We start from the raw sequence: 19,628 nt of genomic DNA, 5'->3' as shown, positions 1-19,628 counted from the left end.
AATACTCCTCTCCTTTCGGGGTTGGGTTTTTACTGGTGAAGGGGCCCTAACAAAACTCCCCCCTACCCTGTCCCTAGGAGAAGAGTATTTGCCGGTAACCGCCTACCAGTTTGCCTTATTATATCATACCCGGCGTACCAAGTCCAGCCTTTAGCTCATTCCTGCGCCGGGCCGTTTTTGCTGCGTCCACCTTGAGGTCTGCGGTAAGGACTACCCCGTAAATTTCTTCTGCCGCCCGGCGGCTTATCAGTCCCTCCAGAACGTCCTGCCTGACCAGTTCCGGGTCCCTTTCCAGGGGGGAACCAAACCCGCCCCCGCCGGCGGTTTGCAGGATAATGCGGGTGCCGGCGGGAGCATCAAAGGTGACCCATCCCTTCACAGGCGTTTTTCCCTCTTCCCCTCCGTCCGGGCCGACCACCCTTATTCTTGCCCTTTCTCCCGGGAGGCCGCCCTGCGTGCCCCGGGGGGAAACCGCGCTCCTTTCCAGGCACGCGGCTACCCTGGCCGTGCCCCGCAGGATTCTCACTTCCTTGACCAGGCCCAGGCCGCCGCGGTGCTTTCCGGCCCCCCCGGAGTCCCGGGCGAGGGCGCACCTCTCCACGAGCAGGGGGTACGCCCCTTCCAGGGCCTCCACCGGAATGCTGCGGGCATTAATCATGTGCGCGTGCACCCCGCTGGCGCCATCCCGGTCGCTTGCAGCGCCAGCACCCCCGCCAAGGGTTTCCAGGCAAACGGCCGGTTCACCCCCGGGAAGATCCGTCCAGGCGATGGTAAGGGTGCTCATGCCGCCCGTACTGGCAGCCGTGACCAGGGAAGGCAGGGCCCCGGCCAGGGCCCCCAGCAGGGTGTCGGCCAGGCACTGGGCCGTAAGGCCGGCGCAGGCAAGGGGAGCGGGCAGGGAAGGATTGACCAGGGTTCCCGGGGGCGTTATCACCTCTACCGCCCCGGCATAGCCGGCATTAAAGGGGAGGTCCGGGGCCAGCAGGGCTTTGAGCACGTAATAAACGCAGCTTAGGGTTAGGGCACGGGTGAGGTTGAAGGGGCTCCGCACCTGGGGGTGGGTTCCGGTAAAGTCCACTTGCAGGCTTTTCCCGTGGCGGGTAACGGTGGCGCGGATGTTTACCAGGCCTTCCTGCGGGCCGTTCCCCTCCAGGAAGTCCTCAAAAGTATACGTGCCCTGGGGGATGGCTTCTAGGGCGGTTCCAAAAGCGGAAGCGGTGTGGCCGATGATTTCTTCCATGAGACGCTGCAAGTTGTGCGGCCCGAGGCGCTCCGCCATTTCCACCAGCTTCCCCGCGCCGCAGTTGATGGCCGCCAGCTGGGCTTCCACGTTCCCCCGGAACTCCCGCGCGGCGCGCAGGTTCCGGGCGATCAGCCTGTACGCCTCGTGGTTAAGCTTGCCGCCGCGGAAAAGCCTAAGGGGAGGTATGCAGAGCCCTTCCTGGAGGGCTCCCTCGCAGGAAGCGCCCATGCCGCCGGGGAAGCAGCCACCGACGTCGGGATGGCGGGCCAGGGCGGCTACCAGCGCCAGCAGCCTGCCGCGGTGGAAAACGGGGGCCAGCAGGCAAACGTCCGGGAGGAGCGACCCGGTCAGGGAAGGGTCGTTGGTGATGATGACATCTTTTGCCTCCAGTTGCCCCGGAGGATAAATGCCGGTTACCCCTGCGGCAAGCTGGAGCAGGGGGCCTAAGTGAAGGGGAAAGCTGTCCGACGCGGACACCAGCAGCCCCCCGGGGGTGTAGATGGCGCAGGAAAAATGCCGGGCCTCCTTGAGGTTTAGGGAGAAGGCCGTGCTGCTTAAAACCTCGCCCATTTCCCGGGCTATTTCCTCCAGCCTACCCTGCACGGCCTCCCTGCCGGGCGAGAAAGTCCTCCGTTCGCCCGTCACCGGTCCTCGCCTCCCCCGGCACGCACGTCGATGACCAAGTTGCCCCACCGGTCAACCCGAGCCGCGGCGCCGGGCCAGACCACGGTGGTGGTGCCCTCCTCAACAATGAGTGCCGGCCCGGGCAGGACGCTTCCCGGCCCCAGCTCGTCCCGCACGTACACGGGCACAGAGTGGCGTTGCCCCGTAAAGTAAACCGCCTGCTCCCCTGCAGGTACCGGTTTTACTCCGGGGCCTGCCTCTCCTTGCGCCGGCGGGCCGGGCCTGGGGCACGGCGGCGCCGCGATTACCGCCACGCGCGCGTTGACCACCTCTACCACCGCTTCCTCCGGAGGCGGGAAACCGCTCTCCTGCTCGTACTGGAGGAGAAAGCTGCGCCGCAGGATGGCCAGGTCCTCCGGGCAGAGGCGACCGCGCGGGAAGGGTACGGTGAAGAGCCGGGAGGTGCCGCTAAGCCGCAGGTCTACCTCGCGGAAAAGGTGCGCCTCCCCGGCACTGGGCCTTTCGCCCGCCAGTTCCCGGCGTTCCGCCTCCTCAAGGAAAGCGAAGATTTCTGCCAGCCTGGGCAGCGAGGAGGGGTCCAGGACCAGTCCGGCGGGGAAAGCACGGGTCTGGCGGATGCCCGCATGCAGCATGCCCAGGGCGGCAAAGGCCGTGGCGCGGGGGGGGATGAGCACGTGGGCAATGCCCAGAAGGCGCGCTATTTCCACGCCGTACTGGGGGCCGGCTCCGCCGCAGGCCACGAGGGCAAAGTCCCGGAAATCGCCGCCCTGCCTTGCCAGGGCCGCCCTGATTTCCCGGGCCACGCTGGCGCTGGCCACCTCGACCGTTTTCCGGGCAGCCTCTTCGGGGGCAATGCCCAGGGGCCGGGCAATTTTCTGTTCCAGGGCCGCCCTGGCCTGCTCGCCGTGTAACTCCTGCTCGCCCCGGGGATGCACCGGGCAGGGGCACAGGCGGCCCAGCACCAGCTGGGCACCGGTGAGGGTGGGCTCCGCGCCGCCCGTGCCGCGGCAGGCCGGGGCAGGGCCGGCGGGCGCGGCTGGCGGGCCGAGGCGCAGCACGCCGCCGGCATCGGCGACCACCGTGCTGCTGCCGCCAAGCCCCAGGGCGCGCACCTCCAGGGAGGGAAAGGCCAGCGGGTAGCCTCCGCAATGTACCCCGCGCACGCAGCGCAGCTGCTCGCCCTGGATTACGGCTATGTACGTGCAGCTATTGCCCATGCCGAGGATTATCAGGTTGGGCCGGCCCGTCTGGCGGGCCAGATGAAGCCCCGCCGTTGCCCCGCCGGCAAAGGAAGAGAAGACGGTGTGCGCGCTCTGCCCCGCAGCCCGGCGGGCGTCAAGCGCGGTACCGTCGGACGAGAGCAGGAAGAGACCCGGCTTTGCGGCGCGGAGAGGGCTACCCCGATTGTCCTGCAGCTCGGCCAGGATGGATGCCAGGGCGGGAGCGGCCAGGGCGTCAACCACCGTGGCTACGGCGCGCTCGTACTCGTAAGCTTCGGGGAGGACTTCCGCGGAGAGGCTCACGTGCATGCCGGGGCAGAGGCGGGAGAGGATTTCCCGCGCTTTAAGCTCGTGGCTGGGGTTGGCGGGAGCGTGAAGCATGCACACGGCCACGGAAGTCACCCCGCTGCGCCTCAGCTCTGCCGCAATAGCTTCTACCTCCCCTTCCTCCAGGGGAACCAGCACCTCGCCGCCGGCCAGCAGCCTTTCCGTGACCTCAAAGGTAAGGCGGCGGGGTACGAGGGGAGGGGGCGGGGCAGCTGATAAAAGGTAGGTCTGCGGCCTCTGTTGCCGCCCGGTGAAGAGCACGTCCTTGAAGCCGCGGGTGAGCAGCAGGGCTACCTTTGCCCGGCGGGGGCCTTCCAGGAGGGCGGCGGCGGCCAGCGTGTGGCCCAAGACGACCTGCCCCGGGACCGCGCCTCCCAGCCCCGCCCGGCGTGCGGCTTCCGCCAGGCCTGCCAGTACGGCGCGCCCGGGGTGGCAGGGCGTAGAGGGGACCCTGGCGGTGTAGGTCCTGCCGCCTTCCTCCTCCATAAGGCACACGTGGGTAAAGGCGCTCCCCACATCTACGGCGGCGCGGCAACCGGGTGGCGCCATGCTGCCTCCCCGCCTCATGCGGCAAAGTGCCTGGACAGCCAGTCGAAAAGCGCGTCCCACACCATGCGGTGGTGCTGGCTGAAGCGGTGGTCCGCTCCCTCTAAGAGCACCACCTCCCGCGGCTCGCGGGCGGCTTCGTAAATGAGCCGGGCGTCTTCAGGGGGTACGAGGTTGTCCCGTGTGCCGTGTATGACCAGAAGCGGGCGCGGGGCCAGCAGAGAGGCGCAGCGGGGGACGTCGTACTGCCGGAGGTCGAAAAAGAAATCTTTCTTTAGGTAAATGAGGCCGCCCTCGCTGGCCAGGGCTACGGTTTCGGCGGGCCCTTCCAGGGGCTCGTCGGTAAGGCCGTAGAAGAGTTCCCAGGGCCTGGCCGGCGCCGCCCAGGTGCAGACGCCGGCAACGCGCGGATCGCGGGCACCCTGACAGATGGCCGTGGTACCGCCAAAGCTCCTCCCCACGGTGACCACCCGGCAGAATCCTTGCTCCAGGGCCCAGCTTACTGCGCAAGTGAGGTCGTCGATCTGGCCGGAAAGGGTAAGGTCGGCAAAGTTCCCCTCGCTTTCGCCGTTGCCGGCAAAATCAAACACCAGGCAGGCCCAGCCCTGCCGCACCAGCTCTTCCCCCATTTCCAGCGCCCGCCCGCCCCCTTCCTTGCTTCCCGTAAAGCCGTGGCAGTTGATGATCACCCCGCGGGTATTCCCGGGGCCGCCGCAGAGGAGGCCCGCCAAGAGCAAACCACGCGAGTTTTGGAAGAAAACCTTCTGCCATTTCACGGCAGTCCCGTCCTTTCCTCGGCTGCGGCGGCCTGCCGCGCGCTGACCACGGAATAGGCGGCCAGGGCAATGGAAGCCACCTTGCCGTAGGCGGTCTCGTTGCGCGAGGTGAGGATGATTGGCCGGGCGGCCCCCAGTACCAGGCCGGCCATTTTGCCCCCGGCAAAGTAAATGATGGCCTTGCCCAGGAGGTTCCCGGCCTCAATGTTGGGCACCACCAGCAGGTCTGCCCGCCCGGCTACCGGGCTCTGGATGCCCTTGTGTGCGGCGGCCTCGTAGCTGACCGCCACGTCCAGGGGCACCGGCCCGTCCACGTAGGCCCCTTTAATCTCGCCCCTTTCGGCCATTTGCTTTAAGGCGTAGGCTTCCACCGTCACCGGCATCCGGGGGTTTACCTGCTCGTTGGCCGAGAGCACCGCCACGCGCGGCTTGCGGAGGCCGATGGTGTGGAGAAAGGAAACGGCGTTTTCAATGATGGCCTTCTTTTGCTCCAGGTCCGGGGCAATGTTAAATCCCCCGTCGGTGAGGAAGATGAGGCGGTAGTAGCCGGGAATTTCGTAGGCCGCCAGGTGGCTCAAGATTCTGCCCGTGCGCAGGCCCGCCTGAGGGTTTAAGACGGCCCGCAGGAAGTCCGCCGTGTTAACCATCCCCTTCATTAAAAAGTCGGCCCTTCCCTGGGCCACCTCGGCAACGGCACGCTGGGCGGCGGCTGCGGGGTCCTTTTCGTGGATGATCTCTATGCCCTTTAGGTTTAAGCCCACGGTACAGGCCAGCCGCCAGATGGTCTCCTCGTGCCCTACCAGCGTTACATCGACCAGTTCCTCCTTGCGGGCGTCGCGCACTGCCTGGAGGACCGTTTCTTCGGCTGCTGCGGCCACACAGAGGCGCGCCTTGGGTAGGTCCCTGACCGCCCTGATGAGTTGTCGGAAGTTTTCAAACCTCATGCTCTCACTCCAGTGGTTGCGTAGTTTTTAATTTCCTCCTCGCCCCGCAGGGCCGCCAACGCCCCTGTTGCCAGGGCTTCCATTTCTTCCTCGCCGGGTATGACCGTCACCGGGGCAATAAAGGAAACGCGGGAGGTGATGCTGTCCACCACCAGGCGTGAGCAGGCTAGGCCCCCCGTGAGGACGATCCCGTCTACCCTGCCGCAAAGGACGGTGGCCATGGCGCCGATTTCCTTGGCTACCTGGTAGCACATGGCCAAAACCACCTGCAGGGCTTCTCGGTTCCCGTTAGCAATCATTTCTTCTACCTTCCGGAAATCCTTGGTGCCGAGGTAAGAGTAAATGCCGCCCCGGCGGGTGACCAGGGAAGTCATTTCCTCGCGGGTATACCTGCCGCTGTAGCACAGATCGATGAGGTCCAGTGACGGCAGGGTACCGCAGCGCTCCAGGGAAAAGGGCCCCTCGTTGTTGGCGTTGTTGACATCCACCAGGCGCCCTTCCTGGTAAGGGGCCACGGAGATGCCGCTCCCCAGGTGGGCGATGACCAGGTTTACTTCATGCGGCGACCTGCCCATAAGCGAGGCCACCTTGCGGGCGGCAGCCTTCATGTTCAGGGCGTGGAGCTGGCTTTTGCGCTCGATCCCTGAAAGCCCGGAGTAGCGGGCCAGCTCCGTAAACTCGTCCACGGAAACCGGGTCCACCACCAGGGCGGGAATGCCCGCTTCCCGGTGGAGGCGGTAGGCAATGATGCCCCCGGTGTTGGAGGCGTGCCGCCCGTACCTACATGTGGAGAGGTCGTGGTACATTTCTTCCCCCACGGCATAAACACCGCCGGGAAGGGGCTTCAGCAGGCCGCCCCTGGCGACCACGGCGTCAAACCGGCGGACGTCTTCCTGCCGCTCCTCAAGGGCCTTTAAGACGGCCCTATAACGGTAGTCTGCCTCTTCCAGAATGTCCCCAATCTCGCTAAGCTCTTCTTCGGGGTGGCTGATGTTTTGCTGCCACAGGCGGCAGTCGTCCTCAAAGGCTGCCACCTTGGTGCTGGTCGATCCCGGGTTAACGACCAAAAGGCGCAGGGTTAACCACGCTCCCGCCGTACCTTTTTGCCAAAATCCATAATTCGACCCGGCGCCGGTCCATTCCTTTTGCGGGGCAAAACCTTTGGGCACCGCGCGGGCCGGACCGGCACTGTAAACTGACCGCACGGGGTGTCATGGTTTCAAGACATCTTGAAGGGGCCGGGCTGCCGCGAAGCCACCAACGGCTGCGGAGGGATTTTCCGGCCTCATAATTGCATGTAATGGCAATTAAACCCTGCCTCTACTGAACCACCTCAAGTTTGACGACTTATAGTGGCACACGACTACGGACATAAAACAAGGGGGGCTGATTATGTACCGGCTGCTGGAAAACATGAAGGTTTTGGACCTGACCCGGCTCTTGCCCGGCGGTTACGCCACCATGCTCCTGGCCGACCTGGGGGCCCAGGTTTTGAAGGTCGAAGACACGGTTGCCGGCGATTACATGCGCGACCTGGGCCCCCGGCTTGGAGAAATGAGCGTGTGGTACCATGCCATCAACCGCAACAAAAAGTCCGTGCGCCTCAACCTGAAGTCTCCTGACGGGCGGGAGATTTTCCTCCGCCTGGTCAGGGAGTACGACGTGCTGGTGGAAAGCTTCCGGCCGGGAGTCATGGAGCGGCTGGGCCTGGGTTACCGGGAGCTGGCGGAAATTAACCCCCGCCTGGTTTACTGCTCCTTAACCGGCTTTGGGCAAAGCGGCCCGCACAGCCAGCGGCCCTGCCACGATATAAACTGCCTGGCTCTGGCAGGGGCCCTGGCCCTCACGGGGCAGCGGGATGGGCCCCCGATCCCCCCGGGAGTGCAGGTGGCGGACCTGGGCGGCGCCCTTACGGCTGCCGTGGGCATCCTGGCCGCGTACGTGCGCAGCGCGGCCACCGGGCAGGGGGCCTACCTGGACGTGGCCATGCTTGACGTGGCGGTTTCCTGGATGACCCTCTACCTCACGCAGTACCTGGCCGGTGCCGGCGAGCCCCGCCGGGGAGAGGAGTTTTTAAACGGCGGCCTGCCCTGCTACGGTGTGTACCGTACCGGGGACGGGCGCTTTGTGGCCGTGGGCAACCTCGAGCCCAAGTTCTGGGAGAACTTCTGCCGCGCTGCGGGACGGCCCGACCTTATCCCCCTGCAGTTTGCCAGGGACGGCGAAGCCCGCCGCAGGGTAGAAGAGTTCTTTGCCCGGCTTACACGCGCGGAAATTGAGGAGCTGTTTGGCCGGGCGGACACCTGCCTCGAGCCCGTGCTGGAAGTGGGAGAGGTGCCGCAGCACCCCCAGGTAAAGGCCCGTAACATCCTCATAGAGCAGCCGGCAGAAGGGGGAACCATTATCACCGTTGGCCTGCCGCTCAAAATACAGGGGGCCGGGGTGCTGCCCGTACGGGAGGCCCCGGCGCCGGGGCAACACACCCGGGAAGTCTTGCTTTCCCTGGGCTACAGCGAGGAGGAGGTAGGGCAATTTTTGGCCACAGGTGTGGCCGGCTAGCCTTTTGCCGTTTGCCCCGCAAAACCAACCGTTCAAGCTTTAAAATCGACAGCTTGCGGGGCAAATGTTGCACCCTTAGCAATCTTGTGAAAGCTTAGAATTGACAGAATGTGAAATGATGTTACATATCGTGTAACACCCGGCAGAGAGGCTGGTTTTTTCGCGGTGAAGACCATTGCCGCCGTAGAGAAGGCGTTGCTGATCTTAAACAAGTTCAGCCCTGAAAAGCCGGAGTGGACCCTGGCCGAGCTGAGCAAGGAGCTCGGCTGGGCCAAGCCCACCGTGTTGCGTCTTTTAAATACTTTGGAAAAATACGGCTTTGTGAGCAGAAGCAGTGCGAGCAGGAAATACCGCCTGGGGATGCGCCTTTTCGATTTGGGCAGCATCATTGTCGGGCAGATGGAGGTCCGCGCCGTCGCCCTGCCCGTCATGCGCGAGATAAGAGATAAGGTCAACGAAGCGGTTTACCTGAACGTGGTCCTGGAGGGCGAAAGGGTGTGCGTGGAGTTTCTGGATTGCTCCCACGCCCTCAAGGCTGCGGTAAATATCGGCCAGCGCTCGCCCCTTTATGTAGGGGCTTCGGCCCTGGTGCTCCTGGCCTTCAGCGAGGAAAGGGAGAAGATCATCAGGAGCCTTGAGCTGAAGCCCTTCACCTCCACCACCATCACCAGCAAGGAAGAGCTCCGCCGGCGCATCGAAGAGATCCGCCGCCAGGGCTACACCGTGAGCTGGGGGGAGCGTAATGCGGGCTTGGTGGCCATCAGCGTGCCCGTTTTTGACCGGCACGGCAAGGTTGTGGCCAGCCTCTCCATCGGCCTCCCCGAAGTGCGGGCAGAAGAAAAGAAGCTTGCCGAATGTATAAAAATCCTGCAGTGGGGAGGGAGGGAGGTTTCCAGGCAGCTTGGTTACCGCCAAACATGACGCAGTGATTAGATGAGGTGGTGCTGGTGATGAAAAAATTTTTTGCTTACCTGGGAAAAGCCGTCGACCTGCTGGAAAAGGCCTGCATGACGGGTAGCGTGCTGAGCGTCATCTCCATGATGCTCCTGGTCACCGCCGACGTGACGGGACGGAAATTTTTCCGTCATCCCATTCCCGGCAGCGTGGAAATAAACGAGGAGTACCTCATGGTGACGCTGGTTTACCTGGCCATGAGCTACGTTTACGTACAGGGGGGGCACGTCCGCGTCACCCTTTTCCGGCGCTTTTTGCCGCCGTCGTTTTTGCGGGCCATCGACCCCTGCTTAAACGCCCTGGGACTGCTGCTCTTTGCCCTCATTGCCTTTTACGGCTGGCAAAAGGCGCTGAAGGCCTGGCGCTTTGGGGAGACGACGAGCTGCATCCTGGGCTACCCGCTGGCCCCCGCCTATTTCCTCCTTACACTGGGGGCGGCCCTCCTGTGCGTGCGCATTGCGGAATCCGTTCTCCGGCCGGGAAAAATCAAGTGGGAGGAACACTGAAGTGCTTGCCGCCGCCATACTCCTCTTCATGCTCCTGCTCTTGTTTTTGGGCATGCCCGTGGGCTTTGTCATGGGAGTTTCCGGCGTCGTCGGTCTTTACCTCAAAGGGGGCCTGAATGCCCTGGCTTCCATCTTGAGCAATGCCCCCTACCGCTCGGCGGCCAACTTTGCCCTGAGCACCGTACCCATGTTCATTTTCATGGCCGAGATAATTTCCCGCGCCAACATCGTGCCGGAGGTTTTCGAAGCGGCGCGGAAGTGGCTCGGGCGGACCCCGGGTGGCCTGGCCATTGCCGCCGTAGTTGCCTCCGCAGGCATGGGCGCCATGTCCGGCTCCAGCACGGCGGCAGCCGCCTGCATGTCCTCCATTGCCGTGCCCGAAATGCGCCGCGCCGGTTACGGCTTGGAGGTGGCCGCCGGGGTGGTCACCGTGGCCGGGACGCTGGCCATCATGATCCCTCCCAGCATCCCCCTGGTCATCTACGGGCTGGTAACCGAAACCTCCATAGGCAAATTGCTCATTGCCGGCATCCTGCCGGGTATCATGACTGCGCTGATTTATTCCATAGGCATTCTCCTGTGGAACAGGTTAAAGCCTGGGATTATGCCCAAAGGGCAGGCGTATAGCTTCCGGGAGAAAATGGCCTCTTTAAGGCCGCTGTGGGCCTTTCTTATCCTTGCTTCGGTAGTCCTCATCACCCTGTACACGGGCATAGGTACGCCCACGGAAGCGGCAGCCATCGGGGCCTTCGGCGCGGCGGCCATCTCCCTCACCACCCGCCGCCTCGATCTGAAGGGCCTTTATGCCGCGGCCCTGCAGACGGCCAAGATAACCACCATGATTTTCACCATCATCATCGGCGCCATGATCTGCGGCTACTTCTTTACCCTCACCCAGGCCACCCAGAAGGCCATCATGTTCATCAGCTCGCTGCATATTCCCACCTGGTTTATTATGGGCCTTGTGGTTTTGCTCTACCTCATCCTGGGCTGCATCATGGACCAGATTGCCATCCTGCTCTTGACCCTGCCGCTGACCTTCCCACTGGTCACCTCTTTGGGCTATGACCCCATCTGGTTCGGGGTGATTGTGACCAAGCTGGCGGAAATCGGCTTGGTGACCCCGCCGGTGGGGATGAACGCCTACGTGGTCAGCGCCACCATCAAGGCTCCCCTGGAGCAGGTGTTCCGGGGAACGGGGGTCATGCTCATGTTTGAGTTTGTGACCCTCTGCCTCCTCCTGGCTTTTCCCCATCATCGCCACCTGGCTGCCCTCGTTCATGAAGTAAGGGGGTGGGAGCTAAATGGCCGGATGCAGGTAAACGTGCGGCGTGCAGGGCGGGAAAGAGACTTTGCGCCAAGGGGGTAAGGAGAAATGAAGAGGTTTGCCGTTCTCGCTTGTCTGGTGTTGGTCCTCGGGGTGCTGGCCGGCTGCGGCGGACAAAAGGCCGCCACGGGACCGGGAGGACAGCAGCAGACCTTCACCCTTAAGATGTCCGACTACTACCCTGTAACCCACATTGCCTCCCGCGACCTGGCCAAGTTCTTCATTGACCAGGTAGAAAAGCTGACCGGCGGCAGGGTGAAGATAGAATACTACCCCGCCGAGCAGCTGGGCAAGCTCAAGGACCAGCTTAACCTGGCCAGCCAGGGTGTGGTGGATATTGCCATTGCTCCGGCATCCTTCCTGGCCGGGCAGCTGCCCCTGAATACGGTGATGATCCTGCCCGAGTGGACCAAAGCCAGCGAGGGCAGCGCCGTTTACGACAAGCTGGCCAAGGGGGTTCTCATGGAGGAGTTCCAGAAGCACGGCGTCAGGCCCATCTTCATGTACACCTTCCCGCAGTACAACGTAGGCACGGTAAACAAGCCTATCAACTCCCCCGAGGACCTGAAGGGGCTAAAGCTAAAAACTTCCGGGGGCCTGTTTGACAAGATAGCGGCGCGGTACGGGGTTGTGCCGGTGGTCGTGCCCTCGCCGGAGATCTACGAGTCTACCATGCGCGGCGTGGTGGAAGGGAACATCCTGAATATCATCAGTGCCAGGCAGTATAAGGTGGACGAGCTGGAGAAGTACCACACTTACGGCCTGGCCCTGGGCGGCTACCCCGTGGCCTACGTCATTAACGAGGGCACGTGGAAGAAACTGCCTGAAGACGTCCAGAAGGCCATCCTGCAGGCGGGCGAAGAAGCTTCCAAGCACGCGGGCGAAGTGTTTGATCAGGAGGAACAAAAGCTAATTAAAGAGTTCGAGCAGAAGGGCATGAAGATCCGCTACATCACCCCCGAGGAAAAGGAAAAGTGGATGGCTCCCTTAAAGGGCATTGAGCAGGAATGGATTGACGAGATGGAAAAGAAAGGCCTGCCCGGAAAGAAGGTTTACGAGGAGTTCCACAAGCTCTGCCAGCAGTTGGTTAGAAAGTAGGGGAAAATGAGCCTTGCGGGCGGCGGCGAAAAGGCCGCCGCCCGCCGCAAACGCTACCCGCGCCACCCTTCCCGATGCCTGGCCAGCAACTCCTTGATCTCCGCCCGCCTGGCCAGGTAACGGTCGCGGGTGGGGATGATCCAGTCCGCAAGGTGCTTGCGGCGGTACGCCGGCGACCAGAAGTGGCCGTGGGGGCCGGGCGGGTCCGGTATAAAGGCAGGCCTCCCGTCACCGCGGTGCTCCACTTTTCCCGTGGTCAGGCACACCGCGCAGGTGGCCCGGCCCCCCTCGGCAAAGCGGAAAAGGCGGCTGTAGCAATGGGGGCACTGATCCGGCGCGGGGGAGCGCCGCGGTGCCCGGCCCTGCAGGGCCAGGGCCACCCTGCGGCCCAGCTCGCGGGCGCCCCGCACGTTTTCCGGGTTTAAGAGCACCTCCCCGGGCCCGGGAGCGTAGGCTTCGAGGTAGTCGATGACCTCGTACCCGAAGGCCAGGACGAAGAGGTTAAGCAGCTCCACGCCCAGGGGATTCCAAAGGGCATTTCCGGCCACGCTGATGGTGGCCCCTGCGCGGGTCCGCCCGGCGAGGGTTTCCAGGTGGGGGGCAAGGTTTAAGGCGCGGTCGGCGACCAGCTTTACCACCCCCGCAGGGCCCAGGAGGTAAGTGGGGGCGGCGACAATCAGGCCGTCGGCGGAGAGGATTTTTTCCAGGAGCGTTTGCAGGCCGTCGTTTTTAATGGCGCACTTCCCCTTGTAAACGCAGGCCAGGCAGCCGCGGCAGGGCTCAAAGCGCAGGTCGGTGAGGCGGAGGAATTTCACGTCGGCCCCGCCTTCGCCGGCCCCTTTTAAGGCTTCCCGGAGAAGCACCTCGCTGTTACCCGGGTGGCGGGCCGAGCAACATACACCCAGGACGGTGGTCATTTTATCGCCTCCGGAGTTATAATTAACTTTACACAGAGTTCGGTACCGCACCTTGCCTTATCCTGCAAGGGCTGAAAATCCTCCGGTGGGAGGCGTGTAAAATGAACCCCGGCTATCACGAGATGGGCCCCATCAGGCCGCCCAGCGAGGGCAGGGACCGCTCCCTGCTGCTCCGCGTTACCCGTAACTGCCCCTGGAACAGGTGTATTTTTTGCGCCACGTACAAAAACAAAGCCTACGGCCTGCGCGCCGTGGAGGAAATAAAAAGGGATATCGATACCGTTTCCGCCCTTGCGGAAGGCCTAAAGGTGACTTCCTGGCGCCTGGGCTTGCGGGGCAACATCACGGCGGAAGTGGTGGCTTACTTTGTGCGCCGTCACCCGGACCGGTACGGGGAAGGCGGCGCTGCACCGGAGGTTGTCCGCCGCCGCTTGGAAAGCCTCTACAACGTGGCCGGCTGGCTGGCCTCCGGGGCCAGAACCGTTTTTTTGCAGGATGCCAACGCGCTCCAGTACCCTGCCGACCGGCTGGTAGAGGTTTTGCAGCACTTAAAGGGAACCTTCCCCTCGGTGGAGAGGGTCACTTCCTATGCTCGCTCCAAAACCCTTGCCCGCAAGGCGCCGGACGTTTTAAGGCGCCTGCGGGATGCCGGCCTCGTGCGCCTGCACGTAGGGCTGGAGTCCGGGTGCGACGAGGTGCTCGCGTTCATGCAGAAAGGGACCACGGCTGCCGAGCATCTTTTGGCCGGCAGGAAGGCCCTTGAGGCGGGCATGGAACTAAGCGAATACTACATGCCCGGCCTGGGCGGCAGGAGGTGGTCGGAAAAGCACGCCCTGGAATCCGCCCGCCTTTTAAACGAGATCGGCCCCCACTTCATTCGCCTGCGCACCCTCGTGCCGCGCCCCGGTACACCCCTCCTTGAAAAGGTCCGCTCCGGCGAATTTGCGCTCCTCTCGGAAGACGAGGTAGTGGAAGAAATAGGGCTTTTTGTGGAAAACCTGCACTGCCGTACCTACCTGGCCAGCGACCAGATGTCCAACCTTCTCTGGGAGGTAGAAGGACGGCTCCCCGAAGACAAGCCGGCCATTTTGCAAGCCATCCGCAGCTACCTGGAGAAGCCGCTGCACGAGCGCCTGGCCGTGCAACTGGAGCGGCGCCTTTCCTCCTACCTCATGGTGTGGGGCAGCCTGCCGCCCCCGCTGGAGCGCGAGGTGGAAGAAGCGTGGGAGTCGGTGCGCCGGGAGGACCCTGCCGCCGCCGCAAAAGTGCAGCGGGTCCTGGAGCGGGTCAAGCAGGCATTTGTCTAAAATGTAGCCGGGAACGCTCTTGCCATCCCCGCCCCTTTGGTGTATAATTAACCGCAAAAGGCACACCGCAAAATCCTGTGAAGGGGAAAAGTAGACCGGAAACAGCCCTCCAGGGAGGGGGCGCCGGCGACTGGAAGCGCTCCTAGGGTATGACCGGTTGAAGTTCTCCCCGGAGGAGCAGGCTGAAACCCGCCGCTTGGGCGGCGGGGCAAGTAGGCTGGGCCGGCATCTCCCGCCGTTAGCAGGGAGGGGGTATCGGAAGGTCCTTCCCGTACCCTGGCCGAGGTGGGCCGCGCCTTGCCGCGCGGCCAAGTAGGGTGGTAACGCGGAAAGCGTAAAGCTTCTCGTCCCTAGGGCGGGGAGCTTTTTTAATGGCCGGAGGGGACATCTTCCCGTACCCTTAACGAGAGGGCCCGCCTTGGCGCGGCCAATTGGGGTGGTACCGCGGAAGCCTGCAGCTTTCGTCCCCGGGATGGAGGCTGCAGGCTTTTTATGTTTACCCGAGATTGCCCTTGGGGAGGTGCGTTTCCGTGCTCGTGGTTATGAAAAAGGGGGTTCCCGCGGAGCAGGTGGAAGCGGTGAGCGAGAAGCTGGTTTCGCGCGGCTTCCTGGTGTACCCCGTCTACGGGGCGGAGAGGGTGGTCATCAGCGTTTCGGGGGACCTGGAGGCGTTTAAACTCCTGGCGGTGGAAAAAATGCCGGGCGTGGAGAGGGTGGTGGTGGTCAGGCGCCCTTACAAGCTGGCCAGCCGCGAGGCCAAGGAAGAGGATACGGTGGTGCGGGTGGGCAGGGCCCTAATTGGGGGCAACCAGGTGGTGGTCATGGCCGGCCCGTGCGCCGTGGAGAGCAGGGAACAGCTTACAGCCGTTGCCCAGCTGATCTGCCGGAGCGGGGCACTGATCCTGCGCGGCGGTGCCTTTAAGCCCCGCACCTCGCCGTACAGCTTCCAGGGCCTAAAGGAAAAGGGCCTGCAGTTGCTGGCCGAGGTGGCGCGGGAAACCGGCCTGGCCACCATCAGCGAGGTGGTGGACGAGTACAGCCTGCAGCTGGCCGTGCAGTATGTGGATATGCTGCAGGTGGGAGCCCGCAACATGCAGAATTTTCGCCTCCTGCAGGCAGTGGGCCGCGCGGGCAAGCCGGTGCTCTTGAAGCGCGGCATGTCCGCTACGGTGGAGGAGTGGCTGATGGCTGCCGAGTACATCATGGCCGAGGGGAACGAGCAGGTGGTGCTCTGCGAGAGGGGCATCCGCACTTTTGAAAATTCCACCCGCAATACCCTGGACTTAAGCGCGGTGCCCCTGGTTAAGTCCTTAAGCCACCTGCCGGTGGTGGTGGATCCGAGTCACGCCACGGGGGACCGCCGGCTGGTGATTCCCATGGCCAGGGCGGCGGTGGCGGCGGGGGCCGATGGCCTGCTCGTAGAGGTTCACCCCGACCCTGCCCGGGCCCTCTGCGACGGACCGCAGTCCCTCACCCTTGCGCAGTTCTCTTACCTCATGGAAGAGCTGCGGGCGGTGGCCGCTGCCGTGGGGCGTGCGGCGTGAGGCCCGGCGGGGGGAGGATTTCCGTGGCCAAGAAAGTCGGGTACCTCGGGCCAAACGGGACTTTCTCGGAGCTGGCAGCCCGCCGCTACCGGGAACGGCTGGCGGGAGAGGTGGAGCTGGTGGCCCTGGCTTCCATTTACGAAGTCCTCGCGGCGGTAGGGGAAGGGAGGGTGGACGAAGGGGTCGTGCCCCTGGAAAATTTCAGCGAGGGGTCGGTGGGGGTGGTGCAGGACCTGCTGGCCCACAGCTTCAAAGACCTGCGCCTCTGCGGAGAGGTGGTGCTGCCGGTTGCCCACTGCCTCCTGGCTCCCCCAGGAGTGGGGCTCGGGCAGGTAACCAGGGTACTCTCCCACCCCCAGGCGCTGGCCCAGTGCCGGGAATTTTTGTCCCGCCACCTGCCCGGGGCGGAGCTTGTGGAGACGGCCAGCACGGCGGCGGCAGCGGAAGCGGTGGCCTCTGCCGGTGCCCCCTGGGCAGCCATCGGCCCCCTGGAAACGGCAGGGAAATACGGGCTGGCGGTGCTGGCCGAAAGGATCAACGACTTTGTTCACAACGCCACCCGCTTTGTGGTGGTGGGGAGGGAGGAGGGGCCCTACGCCCTGCCCGCCAAAACGTCCCTCATCCTCTCCCTCCCCCACCGCCCCGGAGCGCTTTACGAGGCGCTGGGTGAGTTTGCCTGCCGGGGCATCAACCTCACGCGCATTGAATCGCGGCCTTCCCGCCGCCGGCTGGGAGAATACCTGTTCTTTATTGACTTTGAAGGCCACCGGCAGGATGAAAAGGTCAGGGAGGCCCTGGAGGCCCTCTCGGCCCGCGCGGAGGTCAGGCTGCTCGGCTCTTACCCGTCGTCCTCCCTGCCCTTTGGCTCCCTCAGCCCGATTTTATAGGCCATGGGCACCTTGAGCCCCTTGCTCGTGCCGTGGCGGTGGATGCTCTTGAGCTGTGCCTTCTGGGATTTCACCTCTCTGGCCTGCGGCGCCCCGGAAGGCCGGTGCAGGTCGGCAATGGTTTCCGGCCTCCTGTACCCCTTGTCGCCCGGAACGTACGGTTTCAAGGTTTCACCTCCGGCTTAAAGGATCGCCCCCTGACTTATGCTTGCACCGGGGGCAAAAAAATAAACCCTCCTGCCTGGAGGGTTTATTTTTTAGTGAAGGGATTTTTTGTATTCCTCGAGGGCTTTTTCCAGCTCGGCCTTTGTCTCTTCGTCAAAGAGATCCTTTATGGAGAGCATGTGCTCCGTAAGCTTATCGTCCAGGTAGACGGGAGCCGACGCCCGCAGGGCCAGGGCCACCGCATCGCTGGGCCTAGCGTCCAGGACTATTCCCTGTTCGGGCAGCGCCAGGTGCACTTCGGCGTAAAAAGTGTTGTCCTTAAGATCGGTAATGACCACCTGGGATATGCGGGCCCCCAGCGTATCCAGGGCATTTTTAAAGAGATCGTGGGTCAGGGGACGTGGCACGCTCATTTGTCCGAGGGCTACGGCTATGGAGTGGGCTTCCAGCAATCCTATCCAGATGGGCAGCACCTTTTCTTCTTTCTGATCGGTGAGGAGGATAATGGGATTGCCCATCACATCATAGGCAATTCCCTTTACATTCACGCGGATCACTGTTCCCACCTCCCGGGTCTTACTGTTATTTTATCACTATCTTGCTAGATTAACAACGTCCTGTGGCGTTCACCGGGGCTCGTGCCTTGTGGGGTGGTGTATAATTAGGTTTGAACGTTTTTCACCTTTTTCCCACACACCTGTAACAAAAGGGCTTTAAAATTTTTCATAGCGGTAATCCTGGCCAATACACTTCCGGGAGGGAGAAAGAGTATGGGAACCTGGAAGCGCAAGCTGGCGACGGTGGCGTTGCTTTCCTTTCTCTGCGGGATGCTTTTTGCCGCCGGGGGACTGCTGGCCGGATTTTTAGCTCCGGCGGGCTTGTCCGGGGCGACCGCCGCCCGGACGGCTTACGCGCAGTCGCCGCCCGTGTTCGGGCAGGACGTGGTGGCGGACATTGTGGACAGGGCCGGGCCGGCGGTGGTAAAAATTGACGTTTACAAGGTGGTTAACGAGGTAACCTTTGACCCTTTTTTAAGCGACCCCTTCTTCCGGCGGTTTTTCGACCCCTCCTTTAGCCTGCCGCGGACCATCAGGCGCGAAGAACACAGCCTCGGCTCCGGCTTTATTATCAGCCCGGACGGGTATATTTTAACCAACGAGCACGTAATTGACGGGGCCCAGAGGGTAGAGGTAACCATCATTGGCTACGAGCGGCCGGTGCCGGCGCGCGTGGTGGGCTATGACTACGACCTGGACCTGGCCGTGCTAAAGGTGGATGTGGCCGGTGAACTTCCGGTGCTGAGCCTGGGGGATTCGGATCAGATTAGGGTGGGCAGCTGGGTGGTGGCCATTGGCAACCCTTACGGCCTCGACCACACCGTGACGGTGGGAGTGGTGAGCGCAAAGGGGCGCCCCGTGCAGGTGGAAAACCGCACCTACAAGAACCTGCTGCAGACAGACGCCGCCATCAACCCCGGCAATAGCGGCGGGCCGCTCCTAAACCTCCGGGGGGAAGTTATCGGCATGAACACGGCGGTGGCGGCGCAGGCCGAGGGCATAGGCTTTGCCATCCCGGCCAATACCATTAAAGAAGTCTTGCCCCGGCTTACCGGTAATAAATAGCCCGTTGCCCGGCCCGCGGCTGTCCTTCCCCGGGGCGCTGCTGCTCCCGGCTTGCTGGTGGGACCCTTCTTTTTCCGCGCTACGGGTGCGCATGGGGGCATAGGGCTTGCCGGAGGGGCAGGGGGGAGATGGGGGGCTTGTCGAAGTGCCCGTAAAGGCGGTAGAGGCCGTCTGCTGCAAAACGGCTCTCAGTAAAACCGGCATCCCCGGCTACCGCTTCTGCCTAAACCCGTATACCGGATGCGTCCATGCGTGCCGTTACTGCTACGCGGACACGGTGCTCCGCTTTGCAGGGCACGCTGCGGAATGGGGCGAGTTTGTGCGGGCCAAGGTGAACTTTCCGGAGGTCTTGCGGCGCGAGCTGCGGCGCAAAAAGAGCCTTGCGGGGAGGGTTATCCTGGGCACGGTGACGGACGCCTACCAGCCGGCAGAGGCCGTGTACAACCTCACCAGGAGCGCCCTGGAGGTTCTTTTGGCGGAATGGCCTGAGGTGGAGATAGACCTGCTCACCAAGTCCGACCTGGTGGTGCGGGATCTTGATTTGTTTAAGAGCCTCAAAGGGTCTTCGGTGGGCTTTACGGTGACCACCGCCGATGACGGGGCGGCGGCGGTGCTGGAACCGGGGGCTGCGCCGCCCTCGGCGCGCCTCCGTGCGGCAAGAAGGCTTATAGAGGGAGGCATAAGCGTGTGGGCGTTTGTGGCCCCGGTCCTTCCGGGGATCACGGATGCCCCCGGGGCGCTGGAAGGGCTCCTGAATGCTTTAAGGGGAGCCGGGATCAGGGAAATATATTTTGACCCGTTAAACCCCTACCCGGCGGCGGTACGGCGTTTAAAGGTCGCCTACCGCCGGGCTTTTCGCAGGGCACTGGGGCGGCTGGAAGATTACCTCAGGGACCCGCAGAGCTACATGAGATTGTTCTCGAGAAGGCTGGCGGCTCTTTCCCCAGAAGGCGACTCCGGAATGAGGCTACCCTGACCGATGATCCGTAATCTTGCTCCTTGAAAGTTCTCTGCGGTGCCGAGGTACCGCTGAGGGGAAAC

Annotated in this window: 18 protein-coding genes; 10 read left to right on the top strand and 8 right to left on the bottom strand. The window is 63.2% G+C overall.

Annotated features, from left to right (window positions below):
* Window positions 1-118: 118 nt before the first annotated feature.
* Genes G454_RS0103710 through buk form a run of 5 tightly spaced genes read right to left on the bottom strand, consistent with a single transcriptional unit; the run spans window position 119 to window position 6,768 of the window.
* Window positions 119-1,888 carry a hydantoinase B/oxoprolinase family protein gene (locus tag G454_RS0103710; protein WP_027717515.1) on the bottom strand — a complete coding sequence of 590 codons (1,770 nt, stop codon included), beginning with the start codon at window positions 1,886-1,888 and terminating at the stop codon, window positions 119-121.
* Window positions 1,885-3,984 (bottom strand): hydantoinase/oxoprolinase family protein, encoded by a 2,100-nt coding sequence (locus tag G454_RS17615; protein WP_051275841.1) that lies wholly within the window; start codon window positions 3,982-3,984, stop codon window positions 1,885-1,887. Before G454_RS17615 ends, G454_RS0103710 begins: the two co-directional genes overlap by 4 nt.
* 14 nt (window positions 3,985-3,998) lie before the next feature.
* Window positions 3,999-4,718: an alpha/beta hydrolase gene (locus tag G454_RS0103700; RefSeq protein ID WP_211229936.1), complete on the bottom strand. Its 720-nt coding sequence runs from the start codon at window positions 4,716-4,718 to the stop codon at window positions 3,999-4,001.
* Window positions 4,719-4,753: 35 nt separating this feature from the next.
* Window positions 4,754-5,701 carry a bifunctional enoyl-CoA hydratase/phosphate acetyltransferase gene (locus G454_RS0103695; RefSeq protein ID WP_027717513.1) on the bottom strand — a complete coding sequence of 316 codons (948 nt, stop codon included), beginning with the start codon at window positions 5,699-5,701 and terminating at the stop codon, window positions 4,754-4,756.
* Window positions 5,698-6,768 (bottom strand): butyrate kinase, encoded by a 1,071-nt coding sequence (gene buk, locus G454_RS0103690; protein ID WP_245574304.1) that lies wholly within the window; start codon window positions 6,766-6,768, stop codon window positions 5,698-5,700. Before buk ends, G454_RS0103695 begins: the two co-directional genes overlap by 4 nt.
* Before the next feature lie 325 nt (window positions 6,769-7,093).
* Between buk and G454_RS0103685 the strand changes: the two genes are divergently transcribed.
* The 5 genes from G454_RS0103685 to G454_RS0103665 all read left to right on the top strand — a co-directional run bounded on the left by G454_RS0103685 (window position 7,094) and on the right by G454_RS0103665 (window position 12,145).
* Complete coding sequence (locus tag G454_RS0103685; protein WP_027717511.1) at window positions 7,094-8,260, top strand: CaiB/BaiF CoA transferase family protein; 1,167 nt, start codon at window positions 7,094-7,096, stop codon at window positions 8,258-8,260.
* Window positions 8,261-8,425: 165 nt separating this feature from the next.
* The gene (locus G454_RS0103680; RefSeq protein WP_027717510.1) at window positions 8,426-9,181 is read left to right on the top strand and encodes an IclR family transcriptional regulator; all 756 of its coding nucleotides are present in this window, start codon (window positions 8,426-8,428) and stop codon (window positions 9,179-9,181) included.
* 29 nt (window positions 9,182-9,210) lie between these two features.
* Entirely contained in the window at window positions 9,211-9,720 is a 510-nt protein-coding gene (locus tag G454_RS20260) for a TRAP transporter small permease (RefSeq protein WP_027717509.1), read from the top strand.
* 1 nt (window position 9,721) lies between these two features.
* The gene (locus G454_RS17605) at window positions 9,722-11,089 is read left to right on the top strand and encodes a TRAP transporter large permease (protein ID WP_051275839.1); all 1,368 of its coding nucleotides are present in this window, start codon (window positions 9,722-9,724) and stop codon (window positions 11,087-11,089) included.
* Window positions 11,090-11,095: 6 nt separating this feature from the next.
* Window positions 11,096-12,145: a TRAP transporter substrate-binding protein gene (locus tag G454_RS0103665; RefSeq protein WP_027717508.1), complete on the top strand. Its 1,050-nt coding sequence runs from the start codon at window positions 11,096-11,098 to the stop codon at window positions 12,143-12,145.
* Between the two features lie 53 nt (window positions 12,146-12,198).
* Here G454_RS0103665 and G454_RS0103660 read toward each other — a convergent pair whose 3' ends face one another.
* The gene (locus tag G454_RS0103660; RefSeq protein WP_027717507.1) at window positions 12,199-13,062 is read right to left on the bottom strand and encodes a flavodoxin family protein; all 864 of its coding nucleotides are present in this window, start codon (window positions 13,060-13,062) and stop codon (window positions 12,199-12,201) included.
* A gap of 101 nt (window positions 13,063-13,163) precedes the next feature.
* Between G454_RS0103660 and G454_RS0103655 the strand changes: the two genes are divergently transcribed.
* The 3 genes from G454_RS0103655 (at window position 13,164) to pheA (ending at window position 16,800) form a co-directional block, all read left to right on the top strand.
* Complete coding sequence (locus tag G454_RS0103655) at window positions 13,164-14,369, top strand: radical SAM protein (RefSeq protein ID WP_027717506.1); 1,206 nt, start codon at window positions 13,164-13,166, stop codon at window positions 14,367-14,369.
* 530 nt (window positions 14,370-14,899) lie between these two features.
* Window positions 14,900-15,913 (top strand): 3-deoxy-7-phosphoheptulonate synthase, encoded by a 1,014-nt coding sequence (aroF, locus tag G454_RS0103650; protein ID WP_027717505.1) that lies wholly within the window; start codon window positions 14,900-14,902, stop codon window positions 15,911-15,913.
* A gap of 23 nt (window positions 15,914-15,936) precedes the next feature.
* A complete protein-coding gene (gene pheA / locus G454_RS0103645; RefSeq protein ID WP_035106821.1) occupies window positions 15,937-16,800 on the top strand; it encodes a prephenate dehydratase in 864 nt (287 codons plus the stop codon).
* Here the strand turns inward: pheA and G454_RS0103640 are convergent.
* Window positions 16,752-16,967, bottom strand: coding sequence for a hypothetical protein (locus G454_RS0103640; RefSeq protein WP_027717503.1), 216 nt, complete (start codon window positions 16,965-16,967; stop codon window positions 16,752-16,754). The genes pheA and G454_RS0103640 overlap by 49 nt on opposite strands.
* Before the next feature lie 90 nt (window positions 16,968-17,057).
* Window positions 17,058-17,522 carry a bifunctional nuclease family protein gene (locus G454_RS0103635; protein WP_027717502.1) on the bottom strand — a complete coding sequence of 155 codons (465 nt, stop codon included), beginning with the start codon at window positions 17,520-17,522 and terminating at the stop codon, window positions 17,058-17,060.
* A 213-nt stretch (window positions 17,523-17,735) separates the two neighbouring features.
* On the opposite strand from G454_RS0103635, the gene G454_RS17600 reads away from it, so the two are divergent.
* Both G454_RS17600 and G454_RS0103625 read left to right on the top strand, forming a co-directional pair.
* Window positions 17,736-18,587, top strand: coding sequence for a trypsin-like peptidase domain-containing protein (locus G454_RS17600; RefSeq protein WP_051275837.1), 852 nt, complete (start codon window positions 17,736-17,738; stop codon window positions 18,585-18,587).
* A gap of 145 nt (window positions 18,588-18,732) precedes the next feature.
* Entirely contained in the window at window positions 18,733-19,563 is an 831-nt protein-coding gene (locus G454_RS0103625) for an SPL family radical SAM protein (RefSeq protein ID WP_027717501.1), read from the top strand.
* Window positions 19,564-19,628: the final 65 nt, after the last annotated feature.

It is taken from the genome of Desulfovirgula thermocuniculi DSM 16036 (genome assembly GCF_000429345.1).
Classification (GTDB): Bacteria; Bacillota; Desulfotomaculia; order Desulfotomaculales; family Desulfovirgulaceae; genus Desulfovirgula; species Desulfovirgula thermocuniculi.
The sequence above is the reverse complement of the archived record's forward strand: the minus strand, read 5'-3'. Positions and strand labels throughout refer to the sequence as shown.

What these genes read in the sequence shown, in the direction of transcription:
- G454_RS17615 (WP_051275841.1), bottom strand. Translation starts at nt 3,984, where the DNA reads ATGGCGCCACCCGGTTGCCGCGCCGCCGTAGATGTGGGGAGCGCCTTT.
- G454_RS0103695 (WP_027717513.1), bottom strand. Translation starts at nt 5,701, where the DNA reads ATGAGGTTTGAAAACTTCCGACAACTCATCAGGGCGGTCAGGGACCTA.
- G454_RS0103685 (WP_027717511.1), top strand. Translation starts at nt 7,094, where the DNA reads ATGTACCGGCTGCTGGAAAACATGAAGGTTTTGGACCTGACCCGGCTC.
- G454_RS20260 (WP_027717509.1), top strand. Translation starts at nt 9,211, where the DNA reads ATGAAAAAATTTTTTGCTTACCTGGGAAAAGCCGTCGACCTGCTGGAA.
- G454_RS0103665 (WP_027717508.1), top strand. Translation starts at nt 11,096, where the DNA reads ATGAAGAGGTTTGCCGTTCTCGCTTGTCTGGTGTTGGTCCTCGGGGTG.
- G454_RS0103660 (WP_027717507.1), bottom strand. Translation starts at nt 13,062, where the DNA reads ATGACCACCGTCCTGGGTGTATGTTGCTCGGCCCGCCACCCGGGTAAC.
- G454_RS0103655 (WP_027717506.1), top strand. Translation starts at nt 13,164, where the DNA reads ATGAACCCCGGCTATCACGAGATGGGCCCCATCAGGCCGCCCAGCGAG.
- G454_RS17600 (WP_051275837.1), top strand. Translation starts at nt 17,736, where the DNA reads ATGGGAACCTGGAAGCGCAAGCTGGCGACGGTGGCGTTGCTTTCCTTT.